This window comes from Cryobacterium sp. Y57, assembly GCF_002929505.1.
GTDB lineage: Bacteria > Actinomycetota > Actinomycetes > Actinomycetales > Microbacteriaceae > Cryobacterium.
On the sequence record NZ_PJJL01000048.1, the window covers coordinates 14,517 to 39,250 of the forward strand.

Annotated in this window: 19 protein-coding genes; 10 read left to right on the forward strand and 9 right to left on the reverse strand. The window is 63.6% G+C overall.

What is annotated here, in order from left to right:
• Positions 1-51: 51 nt before the first annotated feature.
• The 6 genes from secA to mtrA form a co-directional block, all read right to left on the reverse strand.
• Complete coding sequence (secA, locus tag CXY72_RS02545) at positions 52-2,859, reverse strand: preprotein translocase subunit SecA (protein ID WP_104126150.1); 2,808 nt, start codon at positions 2,857-2,859, stop codon at positions 52-54.
• A 137-nt stretch (positions 2,860-2,996) separates the two neighbouring features.
• Positions 2,997-3,701, reverse strand: coding sequence for a ribosome hibernation-promoting factor, HPF/YfiA family (gene hpf / locus CXY72_RS02550; RefSeq protein ID WP_104126151.1), 705 nt, complete (start codon positions 3,699-3,701; stop codon positions 2,997-2,999).
• Positions 3,702-3,822: 121 nt separating this feature from the next.
• Positions 3,823-4,521, reverse strand: a complete 699-nt coding sequence (locus tag CXY72_RS02555) for a ComF family protein (protein ID WP_104126152.1) — start codon at positions 4,519-4,521, stop codon at positions 3,823-3,825.
• Between the two features lie 98 nt (positions 4,522-4,619).
• Positions 4,620-6,326 carry an LpqB family beta-propeller domain-containing protein gene (locus CXY72_RS02560; protein ID WP_104126153.1) on the reverse strand — a complete coding sequence of 569 codons (1,707 nt, stop codon included), beginning with the start codon at positions 6,324-6,326 and terminating at the stop codon, positions 4,620-4,622.
• Positions 6,319-7,959 carry an MtrAB system histidine kinase MtrB gene (gene mtrB, locus CXY72_RS02565; protein WP_199183921.1) on the reverse strand — a complete coding sequence of 547 codons (1,641 nt, stop codon included), beginning with the start codon at positions 7,957-7,959 and terminating at the stop codon, positions 6,319-6,321. The genes CXY72_RS02560 and mtrB overlap by 8 nt, the downstream gene beginning before the upstream one ends.
• Before the next feature lie 57 nt (positions 7,960-8,016).
• Positions 8,017-8,697, reverse strand: a complete 681-nt coding sequence (gene mtrA, locus CXY72_RS02570; RefSeq protein ID WP_104126154.1) for an MtrAB system response regulator MtrA — start codon at positions 8,695-8,697, stop codon at positions 8,017-8,019.
• A gap of 156 nt (positions 8,698-8,853) precedes the next feature.
• Between mtrA and CXY72_RS02575 the strand changes: the two genes are divergently transcribed.
• Genes CXY72_RS02575 through CXY72_RS02595 form a run of 5 tightly spaced genes read left to right on the forward strand, consistent with a single transcriptional unit; the run spans position 8,854 to position 14,399 of the window.
• Positions 8,854-10,017: a hypothetical protein gene (locus CXY72_RS02575; protein ID WP_104126155.1), complete on the forward strand. Its 1,164-nt coding sequence runs from the start codon at positions 8,854-8,856 to the stop codon at positions 10,015-10,017.
• Positions 10,014-10,733, forward strand: a complete 720-nt coding sequence (locus tag CXY72_RS02580) for a DUF4129 domain-containing protein (RefSeq protein ID WP_104126156.1) — start codon at positions 10,014-10,016, stop codon at positions 10,731-10,733. The genes CXY72_RS02575 and CXY72_RS02580 overlap by 4 nt, the downstream gene beginning before the upstream one ends.
• Complete coding sequence (locus CXY72_RS02585; protein WP_104126157.1) at positions 10,730-12,070, forward strand: DUF4350 domain-containing protein; 1,341 nt, start codon at positions 10,730-10,732, stop codon at positions 12,068-12,070. Before CXY72_RS02580 ends, CXY72_RS02585 begins: the two co-directional genes overlap by 4 nt.
• On the forward strand, positions 12,067-13,089 hold the full coding sequence (locus tag CXY72_RS02590) for a MoxR family ATPase (protein ID WP_104126158.1): 1,023 nt from the start codon (positions 12,067-12,069) through the stop codon (positions 13,087-13,089). Before CXY72_RS02585 ends, CXY72_RS02590 begins: the two co-directional genes overlap by 4 nt.
• A gap of 2 nt (positions 13,090-13,091) precedes the next feature.
• A complete protein-coding gene (locus CXY72_RS02595) occupies positions 13,092-14,399 on the forward strand; it encodes a DUF58 domain-containing protein (RefSeq protein WP_104126159.1) in 1,308 nt (435 codons plus the stop codon).
• A 130-nt stretch (positions 14,400-14,529) separates the two neighbouring features.
• Here the strand turns inward: CXY72_RS02595 and CXY72_RS02600 are convergent, their stop codons facing one another.
• Positions 14,530-15,525, reverse strand: coding sequence for a stage II sporulation protein M (locus tag CXY72_RS02600; RefSeq protein WP_104126160.1), 996 nt, complete (start codon positions 15,523-15,525; stop codon positions 14,530-14,532).
• Positions 15,526-15,542: 17 nt separating this feature from the next.
• On the opposite strand from CXY72_RS02600, the gene CXY72_RS02605 reads away from it, so the two are divergent.
• Both CXY72_RS02605 and CXY72_RS02610 read left to right on the forward strand, forming a co-directional pair.
• Positions 15,543-16,406 carry an RDD family protein gene (locus CXY72_RS02605; protein WP_104126161.1) on the forward strand — a complete coding sequence of 288 codons (864 nt, stop codon included), beginning with the start codon at positions 15,543-15,545 and terminating at the stop codon, positions 16,404-16,406.
• Between the two features lie 167 nt (positions 16,407-16,573).
• On the forward strand, positions 16,574-17,575 hold the full coding sequence (locus CXY72_RS02610) for an isopenicillin N synthase family oxygenase (protein ID WP_104126162.1): 1,002 nt from the start codon (positions 16,574-16,576) through the stop codon (positions 17,573-17,575).
• A gap of 112 nt (positions 17,576-17,687) precedes the next feature.
• Here the strand turns inward: CXY72_RS02610 and CXY72_RS02615 are convergent, their stop codons facing one another.
• Entirely contained in the window at positions 17,688-18,440 is a 753-nt protein-coding gene (locus CXY72_RS02615) for a dienelactone hydrolase family protein (RefSeq protein WP_104126163.1), read from the reverse strand.
• Positions 18,441-18,686: 246 nt separating this feature from the next.
• On the opposite strand from CXY72_RS02615, the gene CXY72_RS02620 reads away from it, so the two are divergent.
• A complete protein-coding gene (locus CXY72_RS02620; RefSeq protein ID WP_104126164.1) occupies positions 18,687-19,220 on the forward strand; it encodes a DUF488 family protein in 534 nt (177 codons plus the stop codon).
• Positions 19,221-19,316: 96 nt separating this feature from the next.
• Here the strand turns inward: CXY72_RS02620 and CXY72_RS02625 are convergent, their stop codons facing one another.
• Entirely contained in the window at positions 19,317-20,672 is a 1,356-nt protein-coding gene (locus tag CXY72_RS02625) for an OFA family MFS transporter (RefSeq protein WP_104126165.1), read from the reverse strand.
• A 752-nt stretch (positions 20,673-21,424) separates the two neighbouring features.
• On the opposite strand from CXY72_RS02625, the gene CXY72_RS02630 reads away from it, so the two are divergent.
• A complete protein-coding gene (locus CXY72_RS02630; protein ID WP_104126166.1) occupies positions 21,425-23,719 on the forward strand; it encodes an FdhF/YdeP family oxidoreductase in 2,295 nt (764 codons plus the stop codon).
• Between the two features lie 389 nt (positions 23,720-24,108).
• Positions 24,109-24,354 (forward strand): hypothetical protein, encoded by a 246-nt coding sequence (locus CXY72_RS02635; RefSeq protein WP_104126167.1) that lies wholly within the window; start codon positions 24,109-24,111, stop codon positions 24,352-24,354.
• Positions 24,355-24,734 lie beyond the last annotated feature (380 nt).

Here is a 24,734-nt window from a genome sequence, read left to right on the forward strand (position 1 = left end):
TGCGACAACGCTCGCCCACGAGTGGGCGTGCGTTGTCGGCTTGCGTCGGGGCTAGATCGTTTTCTTGCCCTGGGCGCGGCGCTCGGCCCGGTTCACCGGTGCGGCACCCTCGGTTTTCTGCCCAAATGCTCCACGCTGGGGCGGGCTGGCTGCTTCTTCCGCCTCGTTATCGCTCGCCGCGATCGTCGCCGTGCGCCTGGCCCGATCAGTGGCAGCCTGCTGAATCTGGCCGCGCTGATTGCGCACCTCGACTCCACCGGAATCGCTCGGCGCAGTGTAACTGAGCTTCTCGTCCGATGAGTCAGCTGGGCTGAGCCCCTTCCCCGCGATGGCCGGCCCGTTGACGGCACCAGCGCCGGCAGTCACCTCAACGTCGAGGTTGAACAGGAACCCAACGGTTTCCTCGCGAATCTGGCCCATCATCTGCTGAAACATGGCGAAACCCTCGCGCTGGTATTCGACCAGCGGGTCGCGCTGCGCCATCGCGCGCAGCCCGATGCCATCTTTCAGGTAGTCCATCTCATAGAGGTGGTCGCGCCAGCGGCGGTCGATCACCGAAAGCACCACACGACGCTCCAATTCGCGCATCGCGGGGGCACCCAGGGAATCTTCACGACGTGAGTAGGCGAGCTTGGCGTCGGAGAGAATCTCGCGGCGCATGAAATCGCGATTGATTCTGCCCTTGTCGCCGGCCTCAGAAACGACCTCGTCGATGGTCAATCCCACCGGGTAGAGGGTCTTCAGTTCGGTCCACATCGCGTCGAAGTCCCAGTCGTCGCCGTTGCCGTTGCCGGCATGCACGTCGAGCACCTCGTCTATGACGTTGGTGAGGAAAGTCTGGGTGCGTTCATGCAGGTCGTCACCTTCGAGGATGTGTCGACGGTCGCCGTAAATGGCTTCACGTTGGCGGTTGAGAACATCGTCGTACTTGAGCACGTTCTTACGAATCTCGGCGTTACGACCCTCGACCTGTGACTGTGCGCTGCGGATGGCGCGGCTGACCACCTTGGATTCGATCGCCATGTCGTCTGGCACGCCCGAGCGGCCCATCAGGGCTTCGGCTGCGCCGGCGTTGAACAGGCGCATGAGGTCGTCGGTGAGCGAGAGGTAGAACCGGCTCTCGCCCGGGTCTCCCTGGCGTCCGCTGCGGCCGCGCAGCTGGTTGTCGATGCGGCGTGATTCGTGCCGTTCGGTACCGAGCACGTACAGGCCGCCGGCAGCGATGACTTTCTCGGCCTCTTCACTGACGCCGGCCTTGACAGCGGTGAAGACATCGTCCCAGGCGAGTTCGTACTCGTCAGGGGTTTCTACCGGGCTGAGGCCCTTCGCGTTCATCTCGGCGACAGCGAGGAACTCGGCGTTCCCGCCGAGCATCACGTCGGTGCCGCGGCCGGCCATGTTGGTGGCGACGGTCACCGAGCCGAGCCGACCGGCTTGCGCGACGATCGCGGCTTCACGGGCGTGGTTCTTGGCGTTGAGGACTTCGTGTCGCACACCCATCTTGGCGAGCAGGCGGGACAGGTACTCGCTCTTCTCGACGCTGGTCGTGCCGACCAGAACCGGCTGGCCGGCTTCGTGGCGCAGGGCGATGTCTTCAACGACCTGGCGAAACTTGGACTCTTCGTTCTTATAGATCAGGTCGGACTGGTCGATGCGCTGCATCGGCTTGTTGGTGGGAATGGCCACGACGCCGAGTTTGTAGGTACTCATGAACTCAGCAGCTTCGGTCTCGGCCGTACCGGTCATGCCGGAGATCTTCGAGTACAGGCGGAAGTAGTTCTGCAGGGTGACGGTGGCCAGGGTCTGGTTCTCGGCTTTGACGGCGACACCCTCCTTGGCCTCGATCGCCTGGTGGATGCCCTCGTTGTAGCGGCGTCCCATGAGGATACGGCCAGTGTGCTCATCGACGATGAGCACCTCCCCGTTCATGACGACGTAGTCCTTGTCCTTCTTGAACAAAGAATTCGCCTTGATGGCGTTGTTCAAAAAAGAGATCAGCGGCGTGTTGGCTGATTCGTAGAGGTTGTCGATGCCGAGATAATCCTCGACCTTTTCGATGCCGGGCTCGAGCACCCCGATGGTGCGCTTCTTCTCGTCGACCTCGAAGTCTTCGTCGGCGATGAGGCGCTTGGCCAGGCTGGCGAACTCGTTGAACCAGCGGTTAGCTTCGCCCGACGCCGGCCCGGAGATGATCAGCGGAGTGCGAGCCTCGTCGATGAGGATCGAGTCGACTTCGTCGACGATGGCGAAGTAGTGCCCGCGCTGCACCATATCGCTGGCCTGCCACGCCATGTTGTCGCGCAGGTAGTCGAAACCGAACTCGTTGTTGGTGCCATAGGTGATGTCGGCGGCATACATTTCGCGCCGCTGCGCCGGAGTCTGACCCGAAACGATACATCCGGTCGTCATACCGAGGGCACGGAAAACGCGGCCCATGAGTTCGCTCTGGTAGCTTGCTAGGTAGTCGTTGACCGTGATGACATGCACACCGCGGCTGCTGATGGCGTTGAGGTAGGCAGCGGTGGTGGCGACGAGGGTCTTGCCCTCTCCGGTCTTCATCTCGGCAATGTTGCCGAGATGCAGGGCGGCGCCACCCATCAGCTGCACGTCGAAGTGCCGCAGTCCCAGGGTGCGAGTGCTCGCCTCGCGCACTGCGGCAAAGGCCTCGGGCAGCAGATCATCGAGCGATTCCCCGTTGGAGTACCGTTCCCGCAGGGTGACGGTCTCGTTTTTCAGCTCCTCGTCGGTGAGCTCATGGAAGTCTTCTTCCAGCGCGTTGATGGCTTTCGCATAGTTTTCCAGGCGGCGCAGAACGCGACCTTCACCAACACGAAGAACCTTTTCAAGAATTGACGCCACGAATGTACTCCACTAGTCAAACGGTGCAGGCACGCACTGTGGCAGCCCAATCGGACTGCCACAGCACACGCCTGCGCCTCTCGTCTGGCAGATGCCAGAGCACCGACCTGGTCGGCGGCTAAGGTAATGCTAGTTGGTCAGTTGGCACGCCCGCTGGTAACGGGCACAGCCTCCTGCAGCTCACCGACCGAACCGTCGAGTTCGATGACTCCGTAGTCCCAGCCCTTGCGGCGGTAGACCACACTGGCTCGTTTGGTTTCGATGTCCTGGAACAGGTAGAAATCGTGGCCGACGAGCTCCATGAAGTAGAGGGCATCATCGACGGACATGGGGGCCGCCGCGAAGACCTTGCGACGGATGACGACGGGGCAATAATCCTCCTCGGTGGAGGCCTCGGGGGCATCCGCGTGCACGATGGGAATCGCACCGGTTCGCACCCGCTCGAGCGTCTCGGGGTTGGCCGGTGTGATGTCGATGACGCTGAAGCCGACCGCAGACGCTTCGTGGAGCGAGGTGGGCCGGTGGGCGCCGCCGCGGTGCACCTTCTTGCGGTCCTTGGCGCGACGAACACGCTCGAGCAGACGACCCAGCGCCACGTCAAAAGCGGCGTATTTGTCGGAACCGTCGGCTTCGGCCCGCACCAACGGACCCTTGCCGATCAGGGTGAGTTCAACCCGGTCGTTGCCGACGGCCGCCCCGTTCTTCTCGTGGTGGCGACTGACCTTGATCTCGAGCGCGAGGGCCTTGTCGGCGAGAAGGGCAATTTTCTCGGCCTTCTCCGTCGCGTAATCCCGGAAGCGATCGGTGATCCCAAGGTTGCGTCCGACAATGTTAGTTTCCATGACGACCTCCAGTTCGGCGGACCGCCCAAAACCGGGCGATCAGTGCACGCCTTTGTCTCCACCGTAGCCGTGGGAGTGGAATAAGTCACAGTATTTGTCGACGAGTTTCCCAAGAGGACGATTACGGGGACAGCAGACGCCGTGTTTCCGCGAGTGTGGCCAGACCGACGACGGTACCCCCGGCAGCAGCCACGGCGCGGCGCGCCTCGAGCAGCGTCGCTCCCGTGGTGACGATGTCGTCGACCAGGATCACCAGCACGCCGTCGAGCGAACGTCTGGCGACGAGACTGTTGCTCTTGTTCGCGGCTCGCGCCGCCCGGCCGAGGCCCACTTGGTCGAGGGCCTCCGTGCGCTGCGCGAGCGCCGGAAACGGGTGCAGGCCGGCGCGGTGGAGCAGGGCATCGACCGGGTGGTAGCCCCGAACGCGCCAGGCCCGACGAGACGACGGGATGGTCACAAGCTGGATTCCGGGGCCGGTATCGCAATGCCCAGCATCACGACCCTGACGGCCGCCGGGCACGGCGGCCAGCGCGGCCACGATGGCCGCCCGCAGCGGCCCGGCGAGCGCGGCGGCGGCATCCGTTCGGCCGCCGTCTTTGTACGCCACGATCGCATGACGGGCAGCGCCCTCGTAGGTCAGTGCGGCCCAGATGACGGCGTCGTCGCGGACGACCGGGTGCACGGAAGGCACCAACGCCCGCCGGCACTCGGCGCAGAGAGCACGGTCGACCACACCACAGCCACTGCACTCGGTCGGCAGCACGGTTGCCCAGGCATCCCGGCTCGCAGCGGCCAGACGAGCGCGCAGCCGTCGACTCATGGCCTCAGTGTGCCGCGAGCTATCGGCCGGGCCGGCCCGAACGCATCAGCGGTGGATAAGCGCGCCGCGGCGCCTCCTGGGGAGAAGCGACGGGTTGCTCAGCCGCCGAGGCCTTGCTGGGTGGCGAGCAGGGTCACGCCGCCGATGCGGGCCTGCCAGCCTGCTCCACGTTGCACAGCGAGGCTGCCGCTGTCCGTGAGGGCTCGCAGATCACGCACCGAGTTGCTGCCGACAATGAACCGGCTACTCACCGGGGATTCGAGAATGGTGCTGACTCCACCAATCTGTTGCGCGACGACGCGGGCTTCGCCGCTGGGCAGCGTGCTGAGCGAGGCGACGGTCAATTCATTGATCCAGGTTGCGTCACGGCCGACTCCGCCGCCCGACGCCAGCAATACGGGCGCACCGATTCCGGTCGGCGCCGCGCCGGTACGAATGATGGAGGCGATGACGAATCGGGTCTCAGAACCGGTGCCGAGGAGCGCGATCAGCCGAGAGCCATCTCGGGACACTTTCAGTGCCGCGATCGACGTGGCCTCTGGCCACGGGGTAGGCAGCAGGGTCGCTTCCCCGGTGGGGCTGTAGACGACGAGTGCACTGGGATCGTCAGCCGGCACCGACCAGACGAAGCGGTCAGTGTCGATCGATGGCGCGAGCAGCCCCGCGCGCGCATCGAGCAGCTCGGGTTCATCGCGCGCCCGAACGACGTAAACGCCGTCGCTGGCGAGTACGGCCGCCGACCCCTGGCCCGATGCGAGCGTCACAGCGGTCGGAGCCAGCTGGGCGATGGGCTCAGAGAGCCCATCCAGCAGAGTGATGCTCTGCCCGGTCGCGGCGAGAAAACCGAACTCGTCACCGCGCAGCACGAGCGCCCGGGCATCTACCCGCGGATCCACGAGTGGCGCCCCTGATTCCAGATCAGTAATGGCCTGGGAGTTCTGGTCGATGGTGATTTCGACTGTCAGGCCCGTCGGCAGACTCGCCGCCAACTGCGCCTTCATGCGTTGGAGGGTCTGCCGATCGGCGTTGAGGGCTTCGCTGTTCAGATCGACCATGGCCTGACGCCCGACAATCCGCACGGCATCGGCGGTGAGCGCGGATCCTTGCGGAAACGCCGTGGCCACGGCACCGGTCAGCCAGGCGCTCGGTCCGTTCAAGACCGCGTTGACCAGTTTCGTCGGAGCGGATGCGCCGCGCGGAAACCAGCGCAGGTCCGGCACCAAAAACCGAAATCCCGGATCATAAAAATAGACCGGCTGGGCACTGAAGACCTCACTGAAGGTGTTTTCGTCAATCACCGTGCCATCCGGAGCCGCGCTGATGCGCCACTGGCCACCGATCTGCGCAAATTCGTAGCGCAACGGTACCGGGCTCGCGTCGACCTCGCGGTATTCCCCGGACTGGTCCACTTCGGCGATCGGCGTGACCGCCACGAGGGTGGTGGCCTCGTCGATAACGGTCAGGGTGCGCCCTGACCCGTTGTCGACGGTGACGCCCGAGGTGGGGTCCCAACTGGATTGAAACGCCGGAGTGAGAAACTGGCGGGCGATGTCGTAGTTGTTCTCCGGACTTGACGAAGCGTCGATGAAGCCGCGCAGAATAGCCTCCGTCGAGGCGTCCTTCTGCGGGAGCGCCGGCAGAAAAACCGGGGCCGGATTATCGTCCGGCGCAATGTCATTGCCGGCGTGCACGACACCGTCGCGCGGAATACCGGTACAGCCACCGAGCCCAACGGCGAGACTGACGGCCACCAACAGCGCCGGAACGACCCGCCAGATTGAACCACGCGCTCTGTGATCAGTCATGCTGATCTCCGCCTATTCCACGCACATGCCCGACGTCGCCCAACGCGGCCGTTGCGTCGTCGGGCGGCAGTGGGATCGGGGAGGATTCGAGCACAGCTCCGGCCGTGCGCGGCAGGGTCAGCCGAAAACATGACCCCTCGCCCGGACTCGACCAGACCTGGAGCCAGCCGTTGTGCACGCTCGCGTCTTCGCGCGAGATGGCCAGTCCGAGTCCGGTGCCCCCGATCGTGCGTTGGCGAGACGGATCAGCACGCCAAAACCGGTCGAACACGTGCGCGACTTCGACCTGGGTCATGCCGAGCCCGTAGTCCCGCACGGCGAGCGCGACCGCGTTCGCGTCACTGTCGACTGATACCACGACGGGTTTACCCTCACCGTGCTCGATGGCGTTGCCAATGAGGTTGTGCAGAACCCGCCGAATGCGTCGCGGGTCGACGTCGGCATTGAGATACCCGCCCGGCGCTACGATCCGCAGGTCACTCCCCTTCGACTCGGCCAGTGACTTCAGACTGTCGATGGCGTCTTCGGCGAGATAGACCAGGTTCGTCGGTTCACTCTCGAGTTCCACCGACCCGGCATCGTACCGGCTGATTTCGAGCAGGTCGCTCAACAGCAACTCAAAGCGTTCCACCTGGGTGTGCAGCAACTCAGCGGTGCGGCTGGTGGCTGGCGGAAAAGCCGCCCGCTGGTCGTAGAGCACATCACCGGCCAAGCGGATGGTCGTGAGCGGCGTTCGCAATTCGTGCGAGACATCCGATACAAAACGTTGTTGCACCTCGGACAGGTCGGCGAGCTTACGAATCTGGCTCTGCAAACTGTCGGCCATGCCGTTGAACGAGCGGGCAAGCGTGGCGATGACGTCTTCGCCCTTCTCGGGAATGCGCACTTCAAGGTCGCCGGAGGCGAGTTTCTGGCTCGTCTCGGCGGCCACCCGCAATGGCGTGACGACGAAGCGCACCACGATCCACGATACGGCCCCGATCAGCAGGACGAGCGCGACACCGGCCACCCCGAGGGTCTGTTGCACGAAGAGCAGCGTCGCTTCGGAATCCTGCAGACTGTAGGCGATGTACAGCTCGTACCGGCCGGCCACGGGAACCGTGATCTGGGACCCGACCACGATTCCGGGCATGGTGGTGGCCTCGTCACCGGTCAGGGTGACGGACTGCCAAAACTGATCACCGTCGTTCGCCTGCACCTCGGTGCGCAGGTCGGCTCCGATCACGCCGGTCGATTGCCCAAACGTCGACGAATCCAGCGGCGCGACGGTCGACGGATCCTGGCCAGGCACCCGCAGCACGGCGACCAGTCGGCTCGACGAGGCAGCGGAGATCGAGGTGCGGGCCGAACTGAGCAGGTTTTGCACCTCGACCCGGTCGGTGGCATCGGAGGAATCGAAGAGGCTCTGCGCGGAACTGCTCGCACGGTCTGATTCCAGCAGAACCTGGCTGAGCCGCGACTGGAACAGGTCAGTACCGATACTGACCGACATGTACACGCCCACGACCAGAATGGCCAGCCCGGACAGCGCGACGGAAATCGTCACCGTACGAAATTGCAGCGACGAGCGCCACGACGCGCGCACGAGCCTCGGCCAGTTGCGCGGCCGGCGCCAATAGGTCAGCTGAGGCACGGTTTCGGAAACCGTTTCTCTGGGCGTCGCCGGGGGGACATCTGTGGTCTGCGATTTCTAACTGATCGTGCCGGCGCGATAGCCGACGCCACGCACCGTCATGACGATCTTGGGATTATCGGGATCGTGCTCGACCTTGGATCGCAGCCGCTGCACGTGCACGTTCACGAGCCGGGTGTCTGCCTTGTAGTGATAACCCCAGACCTGCTCCAGCAACATTTCGCGGGTGAAAACCTGCTGGGGTTTGGAGGCGAGGGCCAGCAGCAGGTCGAATTCGAGCGGCGTGAGGTTGATCGCCGCCGTGCCGCGGGTGACTTCATGGCCGACGGCGTTCACCACGAGGTCACCAACGTGCAGGGACAACGCGCCGTCGACAGCGGGTGGGCGCAAGCGTGTGCGAATGCGAGCGACCAGTTCCTTGGGGTTGAACGGCTTGACCATGTAGTCGTCGGCGCCGGACTCGAGCCCCTTGACTACGTCGGTGGTGTCAGACCGGGCGGTGAGCATGATGATCGGCACCCCTGATTCTGCGCGGATCAGCCGGCACACTTCGATGCCGTCGAGGCCGGGCAGCATGAGGTCGAGCAGGATCAGGTCGGGCTTCTCGGTACGAAACGCTTCGAAGGCGAGCGATCCATCGACACAAAAACCCGGAGTGAAGCCCTCGCCTTGCAAAACGATGCCGATCATCTCGGACAGGGCGGTATCATCATCGATAACCAAAATACGTGCAGTCATGGGTCTCTTTCCAGAACGTCAGCTCCGTGTGTTCTGATGTCGTTCGCTCAGCAGATTGCCCGGTGAGTAGGGCAAAGTCTCGCATAAGAGTAGCTGAGTGCGCTGACAGAGTGCGTGCGAGCGCATTTCTCGATCGACCTGTGCCAGCATTGAAGGGTGACCGACCCCTGGCTAGCCCCCGACGCCCCCGTTCCACCGCGCTATGGGGAGCGGGCGACACCATCCTCTCCGTATCAAAGCGCGCCGCACCCGAACGGACCTTTTCCAGGCGGCAACCCCGGCCAGGCCTGGTCGCCTCCGCCCAAGCCGGGACTGATTCCACTGCGGCCGATCGGATTCGGTACGCTGCTCGGCGCGTCTTTCCGGGTCCTGCGCCGCAATCCCAAGGCCACCTTCGGCAGTGGCCTGATCGTGCAGTCGGTAATTATGCTCGTCACCGTGGTCATCGTCGGGCTCGTCACGTTCTGGGTCCTTGACCGCATTGACAGCGCCCCGCTCGACCAAAAGGATGCCGTCATGGCCGGCTCGGTGCTGGCTGGCTTGCTGACCGCCATCATTCCGATCACTCTGTCGCTCATCGCTTCTGCGCTGCTGCAGGCCGTGATCGTGGTCGAGGTGGCCCGCGCGACCCTGGGCGAGAAACTACGGCTCGGCACTCTGTGGCGCCGGGCGGCGACTCGTCTCTGGCCGCTCACCCTGTGGACCCTGCTGCTGGGCGGTGCGCTGCTCGTCGGCGTGGCCGTGCTGGCCGGTATCGTCGTGCTCCTGATCAGCGTCGGCGGTGCCGTCGGCCTCGTCGTCGGCGTTCTCATCGGTGTCTTCGGCGGTCTGCTGCTCGCGGCCGCGAGCGCGTTCCTCTTCACGAAAACCAGTGTGGTCCCGAGCCTGATCGTGCTGGAGGAGCTGGGCGTGCGGGCATCTGTTATTCGGTCGTGGTCGCTGACGCGCGGCTACTTCTGGCGCACCCTGGGCATTCTGCTACTGATCACCGTGATCGTGCAGGTCATCGGCCAGATCATCAGCATGCCCGTGTCGCTGCTCATGGGAATCGGCACGACGCTCGTCGACCCGGCCGGGGCGTTCATGGAGCAGTCGTCCATCATCCTCACCGTTGTCAGCCTGATCATCGCCATTCCCGTAGCGGCGGTGGCGGCTGTTGTGCAGTCAGCGACCATAGCGCTGGTCTATCTCGACCTGCGCATGCGCAAGGAGGGCCTCGACCTCGAGCTGGCCCGCTACGTCGAATCGGCAGCGCAGGGCGGCGACGTACCCGACCCGTATCTGGCGCCAACCGGTTCCGGCGGATACTCGGCGGCATGACCGCGGTGGGCCTCACGCAGTTCGGATCGGTGGTCGAATCATTCCTTGATCGCTTCACGTTCGGCGTGCCGCGTGATGTTCCGGTGGTTCCTGACGCGCCAGACGCCCGCCAGTGGCTGCGCGAAGAGCTCGTCAAAGCCCCATACGCAGCGGCCCGGCCGACCTGGTTCGACCGGGCATCTCAGGCTTTTCTCGAGTGGCTGAATTCACTGGCTGGCAGCGGCGACGGCAGCCTGACCGGTTGGGTGCCGATTGTCGCGGCCGTGCTCGTGGTCGCGGTGCTCGTGGCGGGCTGGCTGCTGTTCGGCGCGCCAAAACTGGCCCGGCGCCGCCGGGCAGATCTCGACCTGTTCGGCGCGATCGAGCAGCGCAGCAGCTCCGAGATGCGTACGGCGGCCGACGCGGCGGCCGGTCGCGGCGACTGGAGCTTAGCCTGCGAGGAGATTTTTCGCGCCCTGGCCCGCGGCTTGGCTGAACGCACGGTGCTCTCCGTCACGCCCGGCACGACCGCGCATGATTTCGCTGCCCGGGCTCAGCTGGCGTTTCCGTCCCACGGTCCGGCACTGGCCCGTGCTGCGGACACCTTTGATCGGGTGCGCTACCTCGAACAGGTCGGTCTCGAGCCCGACTACCGCGCCCTCGCCGTGCTCGAGGCCGAGGTACGGGCTGCGGCGCCCGCCGTACTCGCCCCGCTGACCGAGGCGGGTCGGTCATGAGCGCAACGCTCGGTTCCTCAACCGATGCGCCTGCTCGCTTGACTGGTGCTGCCGGCGGTGCTGCCGGCGGTGCTGCCGGCGGCACGACCGTGGCTACCCCGACCCTGCGTGCGCTGCTGGGCCGCTCCTCATTCTGGCTGATCGCCGCTGCCTGCATTCTGGCCATCGCGCTTGTCGCCGCGCTCGTGTCCGGCGGCAGCCAGGCGGCTGGCCGAGCGCTTGCCGGGGACAACGCTGCTCCGGCCGGCTCGATGGCGCTCGTGGAGGTGCTTCGCCAGCAGGGCGTCACCGTGACTCTCGCCGGTTCCCTGGCCGAGGTGCGGGGCGCAGTCGGAACAAATTCAACCGTGCTCCTGTATGACGAGAACAGCTACCTCGATCAGTCGCAGTTGCGCGAACTGGGCGACCTCGCTACGCGCACCGTTGTCGCGGCACCGGATTTTCTGGCCCTTCAGGCGCTGGCCCCGACCGTGGGCTTTGGCGGTGTGTCCGAATTCGACACTCTCACCGCTGACTGCTCTGTGCCGGCCGCCAATCGAGCCGGGGAACTGTCACCGGGCGGGGACACCCTGTCCATTCCGCCCGGGAGCGCGCATCCGCTTCTCACCGGTTGTTTTGCCAGCGGCACCAACACTTTCTCGCTGGTTCAAGTGCAGAACGACACGACCGGCGGGATCATCTCCCTCGTGCCTGACGCCCGCCTGTTCAGTAATGAGCACATCGCTGACTACGGAAATGCAGCGCTCGCACTCGGGTTGCTTGGGCCGAGCGACTCGCTGATCTGTTACCTGCCAACACTGGCCGATCTGCCCCGCACCGGGCCCCCGTCACTGGCCGACTTGACGCCCGGCTGGGTCACCCCGGTGCTCGTTCTACTCATCCTCGCCGCCGCCGCCGCCGCGTTCTGGCGGGGAGCACGGTTCGGGCCGCTCGTGGCCGAGAACCTGCCGGTCACGGTGAAAGCGAGCGAGACCATGGAGGGTCGCGCCCGGTTGTACGCGCGCAGCAATGCCCGGCTGAGGGCGCTGGACGCCCTGCGCGTCGGCGCTGTGCAGCGACTCGCCCTCGCTGTCGGCCTGGGCCGCCTCGCTCAGCTGGAGGAGATCATCGGCTCGGTCGCCCATTTCACCGGCCGCACTCCCGACGACGTGCGGCGGGTGTTGGTGGGCGCGATTCCCAAATCGGATGCGCAGCTGACGGCACTCTCCCACGCTGTACAGGCTCTCGAACACGCGACCGGTCAGGCCGTGCGAGCCGGGGCCGCTCCGGCTGCTCGCGCGTCGGCATCCGCTTCTCCTGAATCACCACCCCCTCCAGCCGAAAGAATGGACCCATGACCACTCCTGCCACTCCAATCACGCCCGCTGACTCGCTCAAAGCGGCGGCGCCCTCGACCGCAGAGGATGCCGCCGCGCTGCGGGCCGCGCTCAACCGGGTGCGCTCAGAGGTCACAAAGGCCGTCGTTGGGCAGGACGGCGCGGTGACCGGGCTGATCATCGCGTTGCTCGCGCGCGGCCACGTGTTGCTCGAGGGTGTGCCCGGGGTGGCCAAAACGCTGCTCGTGCGTACGCTCAGCCATGCACTGAGCCTCGACACGAAGCGCATCCAGTTCACGCCCGACCTGATGCCGGGGGACGTGACCGGGTCGCTCATCTACGATGCTCGCGCGGGTGAGTTTGAGTTTCGGCAGGGCCCGGTGTTCACCAACATCATGCTCGCCGACGAGATCAACCGGACGCCGCCGAAGACGCAGTCCGCACTGCTTGAGGCCATGGAGGAACGCCAGGTCAGCGTTGACGGCGCATCGCTCAAGCTGCCGGAGCCGTTCATCGTGGCGGCGACCATGAACCCGATCGAGTACGAGGGCACCTATACGCTGCCGGAGGCGCAACTGGACCGGTTTCTGCTCAAGCTCGTGCTCGAAGTCCCCCAACGGGTCGATGAGATCGAGGTGCTGCGCCGCCACGCTGCCGGTTTCAATCCGCGCGACCTGGCCGGGGCCGGAGTGAGCGCGGTGCTCGGCCAGGTCGAACTTGCCGCCGCACAGGCCGCGGTGGCGCGGGTCGGTTCGAGTGCGGATGTGCTCGCCTACATCGTCGACCTGGCCCGCGCCACGCGCACGAGTCCCTCGGTCAAGCTCGGGGTCAGTCCCCGCGGAACGACCGCGCTGCTCGCCGCCACCAAGGCGTGGGCCTGGCTGAGCGGCTACGACTCGATCACGCCCGATCATGTGCAGGCGATGGCGTTGCCGGTCTGGCGACACCGGGTGCAGCTGCGCCCGGAAGCCGAACTCGAAGGCGTCTCGGTGGATGCTATTCTGCGCGGCGTGCTGCAGCAGGTTCAGGTTCCGATCTAACGATGACGCTCAGCGGACGGTTCGTTCTTCTCCTCGCCCTCGGGGTGGTGCCTATCGTGCTGTTCGGGCCCGATCCAAAGGCCGCCACCGGCATTCTCCTTCTCTGGCTGCTGCTGGTGTTCGTGCTGGGTGGCCTTGACCTTGCGTTGGCGGCGTCTCCGCGTGCCGTGACAGTCGAGCGGATGCTGCCCGCCCGGGTTCGACTCGGGGAATCCGTCACGAGCGAGCTGTACCTCACCAACACCGGCCGCCGCCGCCTGGTCGGCGTCGTGCGGGATGCCTGGCAGCCGTCGGCAGGCGCCGGACGCAATCGCAGCCGCGTCGTGATCCCATCCGGGGAACGACGGCTCGTCTCGCTCACGCTCACCCCGTTTCGGCGCGGGGAACGACGAGTCGAACAGGTGACGGTGCGCTCGCGCGGGCCGCTCGGCCTGTGGAACCGCCAGGCCACACTGAATGCGCCGGGACGCATCCGGGTATTGCCGCCCTTTCACGCCCGTAAACACCTGCCCGCGAGAATTACGCGACTCAAGGAGCTCGACGGACGCACGAGCGTGATGGTGCGCGGGCAGGGCACCGAGTTCGATTCGTTGCGCGAATACGTACGCGGCGACGACGTGCGCTCGATCGACTGGCGGGCCACTGCCAGGCGCAACGAAGTGATGGTGCGCACTTGGCGACCGGAGCGCGATCGCCGCGTCGTCATCCTGCTCGACACCGGTCGAACCTCGGCGGCGCGGGTCGATAACGAGCCACGCCTCGACACCGCCTTCGAGGCTTCCCTGCTGCTCGCCGCGCTCACCTCGGTTGCCGGTGACCGGGTGGATTTTCTTGCGTTCGACCGCCGGGTGCGCGGCCGTGTGCAGGGGGCCAGCGGGGCCGCTCTGCTCTCGCAGCTGGTCGATTCGATGGCCCTGATCGACCCGGAACTGATCGAGATGGACTGGGCCGCCGTTCCCGGGCAGGTGCGGTCCATCACGAGCCAACATGCCCTGGTCGTGGTGCTCACCTCGGTCGATGCCGCGGGGGCGTCGACCGGGCTGCTGTCGGTGCTGCCCCAGCTCACCAAACGACACACGGTGATCGTGGCCTCCGTGCTCGACCCTGCCACCGTGCTCGCCGCCGCCAGCCGCGGTGGTCGCGACGAGATTTACCGGGCCGCGGCGGCGGAACGGGCCCTGCTCGACGTGGCACGCGTATCAGCTGCTATCCGTCGGCTGGGAGCGGATGTTGTCACCGCCTCGCCCGCACAGCTCCCGCCGGCCCTGGCCGACCGGTACATCGCCCTCAAGGCTGCCGGCCGGCTCTGACGACCAACGGCTGCGGGGACACCTTCGGCACCGTCTGCGTCAACGCCACTCCCGCCACTCAAGATCGTGGAGATCACCAGCGATGACCAGCCTCGAGGTTCGGCGATCGGCAGCGAGGCGCGGCGAAGTGTCAGGCAGCGTAGATGCGGGTGCTTCCGGCCTCAAACTCACTCAGGTCGCCGGTTTCACCGGCGCGAGTGGCGCGGCCGCCGACCACGATCAGGTACGTCAAAAATGCGCCGAGCGCAACGGCTCCGATCCCGATCTTGATCGGCCATGGCCACGCTTGCGGGGTGACGAATCCCTCGATGATGCCCGACACCAGCAACACGAAAACAAGGCCGATGGCCACCGTGAACAGCGCGCGGCCGTCTTCGGCGAGTGCCTGCCCGCGGGTGCGGGCGCCGGGGGCGATCCAGGCCCAGAAAATGAGCAGTCCGCCAGCCGCTGCCACGAAGATAGCGGTCAGTTCGAGCAGCCCGTGCGGAGCGATGTAGAGAAAGAATACGTCACCCTTGTCATAGGCGAACATGATCGCCGCTGTGGTGCCGAGGCTCATGGCGTTTTGCAGAATAATATATGGCACGTAGACCCCGGTGATGCCAAAGGCGATGCATTGTGCGGCGATCCAGGCATTGTTCGTCCAGACAAATCCGGTGAATGACGCCGCAGGGTTCGCCGAGTAATAGCCGACGAAATCCTCGTTGGCGAGCTGAGCGAGTTGGGTCTCCGTTCCCAGATTCGCGAGCACCTCTGGATCGTTGTAGGCCCACACCGCGTACAGTCCGGCGACCAGAAAGGTCACCACGGCGACCACGAGTGTGAGCCAGCGCAGCCGATAGAGGGCCGCCGGCAGCTGGGCGACGAAAAAACGCGGAATTTGCGCCAACACATTGGCATTCACGCCGGTGAAACGCAGCCGGGCACGCGAGAGACCGACCGACAGCCGGTCACCTTCGAGAGTCGACCCGGCAGTGGACTTGATCGCTGAGAGCTGGGTGGCACCGGCCTGATAGCGCTCGATGAGTTCGTCGGACTGGGCACCGCTCAACTCCCGCCGGGCTCCGAGCTCGGTCAGGCGGTCCCAGTCGGCGCGATGCGCGGCCGTGTAAGCATCGAGATCCATCTGCTTCAATAGTAGACATGAACGAGACCGGGCGTCCCGCCGATCGTGCCGACCGTCACAGTGATCTGATTGGCGACGACGAGCTCATCACCGGCGAGGCAGTCGCGCTCGACGTGCGCCCGGCCAGCGTCATTCTGCGCGCTGCCGGCTCGATCATCGATACGATCGCCTATCTAGCCTTATACCTGCTCATTCTCCTGGCCTTCTCTCTGACCGTCGCGAGCTCTACCGACTCGGCGCTCACCCAGGCCATCTCGATTGCCGCGCTCGTCTTCGCCGTACTGATCGTGCCGGTGCTGGTCGAGACCCTCACTCACGGTCGATCGCTCGGCAAGCTCGCCATCGGTGCCCGCATCGTGCGCGACGACGGCGGAGCGATCTCCCTACGCCACGCATTCATTCGCGCCTTGACCGGGGTGCTGGAGATCATCATGACGCTCGGCGGGCTCGCCGCCATCACAGCTTTGCTCAACGGCCGATCGAAGCGCCTCGGCGACCTGCTGGCTGGCACCTACAGCCAACACGAGCGCGTCCAACGGAACAACGAGATTCCGCGCCCGATGCCCGAAGCACTGCTGCCGTGGTCCCAGACCGTCGATATCGCCCGGCTGCCCGACCAGCTGGCCCGGCGCGTCGCCCAGTACCTCCGGCAGTCATCTCATCTGACCCCGCTGACTCGCGAACGTCTGGGTCAGTCTCTGGCTGCGGAAGTCACTCCGTTCGTCTCCCCTCTGCCCGATGCTCCGGCCGAATTCTTACTCACCGGAGTCGCCGCCGTGCGCCGAGAACGCGAATACACCGCCCTCCTCCTCGAGCGCGAGCGCCTGGCTCGCCTGGCCCCGGTCTTGACCGGCCTCCCCCACGGCTTCCCCAACCGCTGATGTCGTCATCGCGTGTGGGTCGAGCGCTACGCCGCAGGCAGCCGCTCGCATGCTCGGTGTCGTCAAGCGCGACTTCACCCGACACGTCCCGAGTGAAATCCGCCGCGGGCTGCGGCTTCGAGTCGTCATAATTCGCGGTGTGGCCTGCCCGGTGTCAGACTTGAACCATGGTGTTTTCACTCCCAATCCTCGATTTCTCGCAACTCGACGCTGGCGAGGCCGAAGCTGCGGCATTCCGCGCTGAACTTCTGCGCGTCACCCACGAGGTCGGGTTCTTCTCTCTGACCGGCCACGGAGTCGACCCGCAGCTGACGCAGGAGCTTCTCGCCGTCTCGCACAAGTTCTTCGACTTGCCGGCCGAGCAGAAACTCGCGCTGGAAAACATCCACAGTCCCCAGTTTCGCGGTTATACCCGTGTCGGCGGGGAGCTCACCGCCAACGCCGTCGACTGGCGTGAACAAATTGACATCGGGGTGGACCGCAAGCCTGTGCCCCTCGCTGTGGGAACTCCAGATTATTGGCGCCTGGAGGGCCCGAACCTTTGGCCGGAGTCCCTGCCCGAGCTGAAGACCGTCGCCCTGCGCTGGAATGCGGAGCTGAGCCGCATCGCGCTTCGCCTGCTGCGCGCCTGGGCGCTCGCCCTCGGCAGCCCCGAGAACGTCTTCGACGCTGCCTTCGCCGAGAACGCTTTTCTCCTGACCAAGATCGTGCGCTATCCCGGCCAGCCTGTAGGGGCTCAGGGTGTGGGCGAGCACCGCGATGGTGGGGTGCTTACGCTGCTGCTCGTCGAACCGCACAAAGACGGTCTGCAAGTCGAACACGACGGCGAGTGGATCGACGCTCCCCCGCTCGAGGGCGCCTTCGTCGTGAACATCGGCGAAATGCTCGAACTGGCAACGGATGGCTACCTCAAGGCCACCCTGCACCGCGTCTTCTCTCCTGAAGACGGATCCGACCGTATCTCCGTGCCGTTCTTCTTCAATCCAGCACTCGACACCGTAATGCCCAGACTGCACCTCGACGAGAACCTGTCTCGCGAGGCCCGCGGGCTCTCCGCCGACCCGACCAACAGTCCCATTCTCGAAACCACCTACGGTGACAACGCGCTGCGCTACCGCCTGCGCGCCCACCCCAACGTGGCCGCCGCCCACCACGCCGATCTGCTCTAACACCAGACGACGGATGAGGCAGAGGCCGAAGCATTCGTCATGACAAGCCCCGGCACGACAAGCCCCGGGTTGTGGACACTCGATTAGGCGCGTCGACGAGTGGTGGCGATCTTTACGGAAATGGCTGATGGGCCTGGCGTAAATGGGTTTTCAGGAAGAGGGCTGTGCGCTGGAATGCGTCTGCTGTCTCGTCTGCGGCGTGGCGTGGAAGGTCCGGGTCCAGGGCGAAGCCGTGGCGAACTTTGGGGTAGACCACCACCGCGGATTGCGTGGTGGTGTGGGTCAGGATTTCGCGCAGCTGTTGAATGTCGCGGGCGGGAGTGCTGGCGTCTTTGCCGGCATATATTCCCAGCCAGGGTGCCTTGAGCGCGCGTGCGGCATCGATTCCACTGAGGATGCCAGGCCACCGGGGAGACGCCAAATTGGCGCCGTAGAAGGTGACGGCGGCATCGATGTGCAGTGTTGCTGCCGCCCACAATGCGAGGGTGCCTCCCATGGAGAAACCTACTATCGCTACTTTCTGTGCCCCCTGGGCGCGAATCCAGGCCTGGGCGCTCTCGATGTCAGAGGTGAGGCCTGCCGTTGTGAGGGTGTTGTGGTACCGGCGGGCTTTCGCGAATTTTCCATCGGTGACGACGGGATCTGTGATGCGATGGTAGAGGTGCGGCGCTGCGGTGATATAACCGCAGTCGGCCAGGCGAACGACGAGATCGGTAACGGGCGCGGAGAGACCCCACACCTCATGGAGCACGATGACTCCAGCCCGTGCTACGCCGGCCGGCACTGACACTGTCAGTGGGACACCGTTCGCCCCTGCAGTGTTGATCGTGCGCGAATAGTCGGAACGGTTCGGGATCGGTTGCATGCTTTCTCCGTTCGTTCAAGGACACCCATGGCCGCGATGCCATCGGGGATATCCGCGCCTAGCTCGTGTGAACCGGCGAACCGGAACGAGGAAGCCTCCTGCACTAATCAGGTTAGCGACGGCTTCGAAATGGCAACAGGGCGATAGCCAACGTGCAGGGGCTCCCCGTTATCGCGGAGCCGAGTGTCGGGCGCACACATCTGATATTCCTGATGCGGGCTGTAGTAGGTGCGGTTCAATGGGAGCATGGCTGAAACCTGTGTGTACACGATCGGGCACTCGACTCATCCCCTTGAGGAGTTCGTCGAAATGTTGAATAGACACGGTGTCGAACGACTCATCGACGTGCGCACCGTTCCGGGGTCTCGTCACAACCCGCAATTTGGGGAACACGAACTTATCGCCAGCATGCCGAACGCAGGTATCGACTATCAGCGACTGCCCGAGATCGGCGGGCTACGGCACACCCCGGCGGCAGAAGCGTCTATCAACGGAGCATGGCGTAACAGGAGCTTTCGCAACTACGCCGACTACATGCAAACGCCCGAGTTCGTTGCCGGTATCGATGAGTTGATGGCGCTGGCGAGGAAGCAGACCGTAGCGATCATGTGTGCCGAGGCCGTGCCCTGGCGTTGTCATCGATCACTGATCGGAGATGCGTTGCTGGCGCGGGGCCTTCACGTTGCCGACATCATGAGCCTGACCTCGACCAAGCCGCACACCCTGACCAGCTTTGCCCAAGTCGACGGTGACCGTGTCTGGTACCCACCGGAAGAGTGATCAACGAGGGTGCACATCAGATCGGGGCGTCTCGGAGCACACACACCACAAAAGCAGACAGACAATTCAGGCCGTCAGCTGTGTATAAACGCCGATCTAAAGCTCAAACCCATTCGCTTCTTGGCAGCTGAGAACCTTCGACGCTTCGGCTGTCGGGTGTGTGGCAGTCGACTTCAACGCGTCAACCTTTGGTCGCGGCATTTTGGTGATCATAGGAACGATCAACGAGAGCAGGGCAATAATGCCCATGACGGTGTACCCCAGCGTGTAGTCCTTATCCGAACCGATAAGAGCAGCGATGATTGGCGAACCGATGATCCCACCGAGGCTCCACCCGATGATCATGAGCCCGTAGATCGCACCAGCGTGTTTGACTCCGAAGAAGTCGCCCGCCGTTGCAGGCATGGTGCCGAACCCGCCCCCGAAGCAGAGGTAGACGATGGCGGCGAGGACGAAGAACAGCACAGCGTTGCTGGCGTGGGGAATGACCAGCAAACAGATACCTTGCAGGCCGAGCATCAGACCGAATGTCGTCATCCGACCGGTCTTCCCAGAAACCCACGCCCAGAAGACACGGCCACCTCCATTGAACAGCGCCAGCACTCCGACGAGCGCGGCGGCACCGCCGATGCTGTAGCCGGCGATGTCGATCGCACTCGAGTTGGCCTGGGCGACCAACGAAATGCCGACAGTGACGTTGAGGGTGAGAATTGCCGCCAGAAAATACCACTGCGGTGTCCGTAGGGCCTCCTTTTCGGTGAACTGCTTGTAGCTGTCCTGCGCCCTGCCCGTAGAGGCCGGCACCCAACCTGGAACCGTGTATCCCGCAGGCGGGTTACGGAAGAATGCCGCGCCGATCAGCGCGAGCACAAGGTAGCTGATGCCGAGAGGCAAAAAAGCACGGTTCGAATCCGTCGGAGTCATAGCGATCAGCCACTGGGCGATGGGTGCGGTCAGGACCGCTCCAAATCCGAAGCCGGCTACTGCAAGTCCGGTGATGAGACCGCGTTTGTCTGGGAACCACTTCTGCAACATTGCAATCGGAACGATGTACGCCAAGCCGAGGCCGAATCCGCTGATGACTCCGTAGCCGAGGATCAGGAGCCACAGCTGGGTGTTGTCGTGTGAGAGAGCGAACGAGGCGAGGATGCATCCGAGGGCATAGATGGTGCCTCCGGCGAGGGCTACCGGCCGCGGCCCTTTCTTATCCTGGATCTTCCCACCGATGTAGCTGCCGATGAAAATCATGCCGATTGTCACGGTGAACGGCACAGATGCTTCCGGGTTAGTGAGTCCCATGGCGTCCGGGCTCTGCAATGCTGAACTGAACACACTCCACGCGTAAACAGCGCCAATCGAGAACTGTAGCAAAAGCGCTGCAATCACGATCCCCCAACGCCCCGCCGTCGGCTGTTTGGTCGTTCCGCCGGTCACAGTAGCTGATGAATACATAGTTCTACCCTTCTCATGATTATGGGTGAGCTCCCCATATAAACATTCGTGGCGCACGGCCCATCGCTAACTGGACTTTGGGTTCCCGCAGAGGAATTTCTCAAAAATAAAATCGGTAACACCCGGAATCGATTATCATCTCATCGTCGCTCACTTTGTCTGGAGACTACGTACGCCGCTGTCAACACTGGCCTAACTGCAGGCACCACGAAAATTCGTGGCACACGAATTGTTATCCAAACGCGGATTTCGCTGCGGGACGCCAGCGGCCAGCCTGACATTTCAGGTCGCTATTCGTGTTCAGCCGCTTTCGGGCGTCTGTTATCGCGAGTAACGAAACATCACTCTAAGAAGGCGACTTGTCGTCGAGTCGTAACCCACTCACCTATTTGGTCCTATCAGCTAAGTGAGTGCTACGCAAATACCAGGTCCCGATCTGGAGGGAGCGGAGACCGATTTCCACTCAATCTGCATGTGGTCAAGCGTCCGAATTCCCTTCGCCGCAGTGGGTTTTGGTCGCGCCCACCCGGTGTCGATTCCGGTTCAGTTCGACCCAGATCCAGACATCGCATATCAATAAAAAGCTTACGCCCCCACTGATAGCCACATTGTCACGCCTATGCGAACTTTGTGATGCGGATGGCTCTTGTGAAAAGCAGATACCGGAAAATAGTGCACGTCCACAGCGCCGAAAATATTTTTCACGGGGTTTTGTTGTCTCGACGATTCATTTTTAGGAGCAGGATAGATATATGAAACGTGCAGCACCGGTAAATGACATCAACGAAAGCAATCTCGTCGTTAAGAAGCCAAGAACTCACGCCGCGGGCCTCGAAGCCGTCGTGGTGGCCCTTGACCGCGGAATCGCTCAGGCTGGACTGTCCCGCACAGCCCGCTCTTTGCTCCGCCTGAATCAGCGTGACGGCACCGACTGCCCCGGATGCGCCTGGCCCGAATCCCAAGGGCACCGAAAAACTGCTGAGTTCTGCGAAAACGGCGCCAAGGCCGTGGCCGAGGAGAGCACTACCCGCACGGTCGGTCCGTCTTGGTGGGCGCAGCATTCCGTCGAGGAGCTCGCAACCAAGACCGAATACTGGCTGGGCAATCAGGGCCGTATCACCCACCCTGTGGTCGTCCGTCCCGGTGACACGCACTACTCACAAATCAGCTGGGATGATGCCTTCGAGCTCGTCGGGCAGAAAATTCGCGAGAGCACTCCGCAGCGCACCGTCTTCTACACCTCGGGTCGAACGGCCAATGAGTCGGCGTTCATGTACCAGCTTTTTGCCCGGTCCATCGGCACCAACAACCTGCCGGACTGTTCGAATATGTGCCACGAATCTTCGGGGTCGGCGCTGAACCCCACGATCGGCATCGGCAAGGGCACGGTCTCGCTTGACGATATCCATCAGGCTGAACTCATTTTCGTCGTCGGTCAGAACCCCGGCACAAACCACCCCCGAATGCTGTCCGCCCTGGCCGCGTGCAAGGATAACGGTGGAAAAATCGTCGCTGTCAACCCTCTGCCCGAGGCGGGACTGTTCAACTTCAAGGACCCGCAGACCCCTTCCGGACTGATCGGAAGCGGCACCAACCTCGCCGACGAATTTCTGCAGATCAAGGTCGGCGCCGACCTGGCCCTGTTTCAGGCACTCGGTCACCTCCTACTCGAAGAGGAAGAGCGCGTGCCAGGCTCCGTCGTGGATCACGCCTTCATCGCTGAGAACACCGATGGGATAAACGCCTACCGGGCCGCCCGCAAAACCCTCGACTGGGACGTGACCGAATCCGCTACTGGCCTGTCACGCGCACAGATCACCACGGTTGCTCAGATGATGGTCAACTCCAAAGCCACCATCATCTGCTGGGCCCTCGGACTCACGCAGCAGCCGCACTCCGTAAACACGCTCAAGGAGATCATCAATCTGCTCCTGCTGCAGGGAAACTTCGGCAAGCCCGGCGCGGGGGCATGCCCGGTGCGGGGACACTCCAACGTACAGGGCGACCGCACTATGGGCGTCTGGGAAAAGCCGAAGGAGCCGATGCTCGCGGCCCTGGACAAGGAATTCTCGATTGAATCTCCGCGCGAACATGGCCTCGACTCAGTCGATACCGTGAACGCGTTCGAGCAGAACAATGTTGACGTCTTCATTTCCATGGGCGGTAATTTCGCGTTGGCATGCTCGGACACCGCTCTACTCGAGGCAGCGATGCAGCGGGTAGGCCTGACAGTGAGCGTGTCGACCAAGCCCAACCGGTCGCACGTCCGCCACGGGCTGACCTCGTTGATTCTGCCGACCCTGGGCCGCACGGATACCGATGACAAGCATCCCGGTGGCCGTCAGGTGCTCAGCGTCGAAGATTCCATGTCCGTTGTGCGCACCACCCAAGGACGCCTGAAACCAGTTTCCGATCACCTGCTGGCCGAGCCCGTGATCATCGCCCGCATGGCTAACGCCACCCTCGGCGCCGACCACGTCATCGATTGGAAGGCCATGTCTGACGACTATGACGTCATCCGCGACCACATCTCGCGGGTGCTGCCAGGTTTCACTGACTTCAACGCCCGACTCAAGACGAAGAACGGCTTTGTATTGCCCAACCCGCCACGAGATACCCGCAGCTTCAAGACCGACATTGGGCTTGCCCGCTTCACGGTAAGCCCGTTGGAGTACCTCACTCCGCCGGCCGGCCACCTCATCTTGCAGACCATGCGCAGCCACGACCAATACAACACCACGTTCTACGGTCTTGACGACCGCTACCGCGGCATCTCCAACGGTCGCCGGGTGATTCTGATCAATGCCGAGGACGCGATAGAAATGGGTTTCTCTGATCGTGCGGCGGTCGATGTGATTAGTACCTTCCAGGGTGCCGAACGACGCGCGGATGCCTTTCGTCTCGTGTTCTATCCGACTCCACGCGGTTGCGCCGCGGCGTACTTCCCAGAGGCCAACGCGTTGATGCACCGCGAGCTCGTAGCAAGAGAATCGAACACTCCCGGTTACAAGGCCATGGCGGTGCGGTTCGTGGCACGTACCGAGTAATCCGTCTTGCTGAGCTCACCGACTGAACCCGGCCGTTCCCACCACTGAGGTGGGCGGCCGGGTTCTGTTCAGGCCGTGGCCGGCGGCAACGGTGCCTCCCGCGCCACAGATCACCGTGAGTAGTGCTGCGCCCCACGCGAAAACTCTGCGCGCCAGGATGCCTACTCACGAGTCGGTGAGTGCCTCCCAAGACGCTAGCTCTATCGTCGACACAACGGGCGTCCCGTGTCACTATGGCAGCACCAACAAAGCGCACGACACTGGTCAGCGTCAGCTTCGAGGACTACCGTGGTGAGAACACGCGCTGATGAACGTCCTCGTTTGATCGCTCGCTCCTTGACGCGCTTACACGCAACGCTTGTGGCGAATCCGATGAAGAGAAGGAAAGAATGACCGACGACAGCGGCACCCAAGACGAACCCGTTCAGGACCAACATTTTCAACCAATTGACGCCAAGGCGGCCGGGATCCTGATGCAACAAGAAGCTGATCTCGCCGGTCATGACGAGGCGCACGTTCTCACCGCTCTACGTCAGCGCTTTACGGACATCGGAGTGCAGATCGACGAGGACTCGCTCCATGCCCATGCGCATCGCATCGCGAGCCTCAGCCCGAATGATTTCTCAAAAAAATAAATCCTGCTCGAAGAAGCCAACACCGTCATCTTCACTATCGCCCGCCCCCTTGCGTCAACGTCGTCGACGCAAACGAGGAAAGTGTCCCGCCATAAACGGACGTATTCGTAATACAACGTGAGGTGGAATAGATTGCACCAATTAAGACGCAACAAATGTGCTCATGTTGTGGGCGGGGTGGTGGGATATTCGCGGGGTGTCGAGTTTTTGGGTGGTTTTGGGGGTTTCCGCACGTTCTTCGCGGAAGGCCCCCCAAACCACCCGAATGTGTGAGCTGAGGAGCGAGTATCCCGCCACCCCGCCCTGCCCTGCCCTGGGCTAGGAGGAGCTTTCGTGAAGCGTGGGTTAACGCAGAACAACCACCCGAGGGTGGTTGTTAA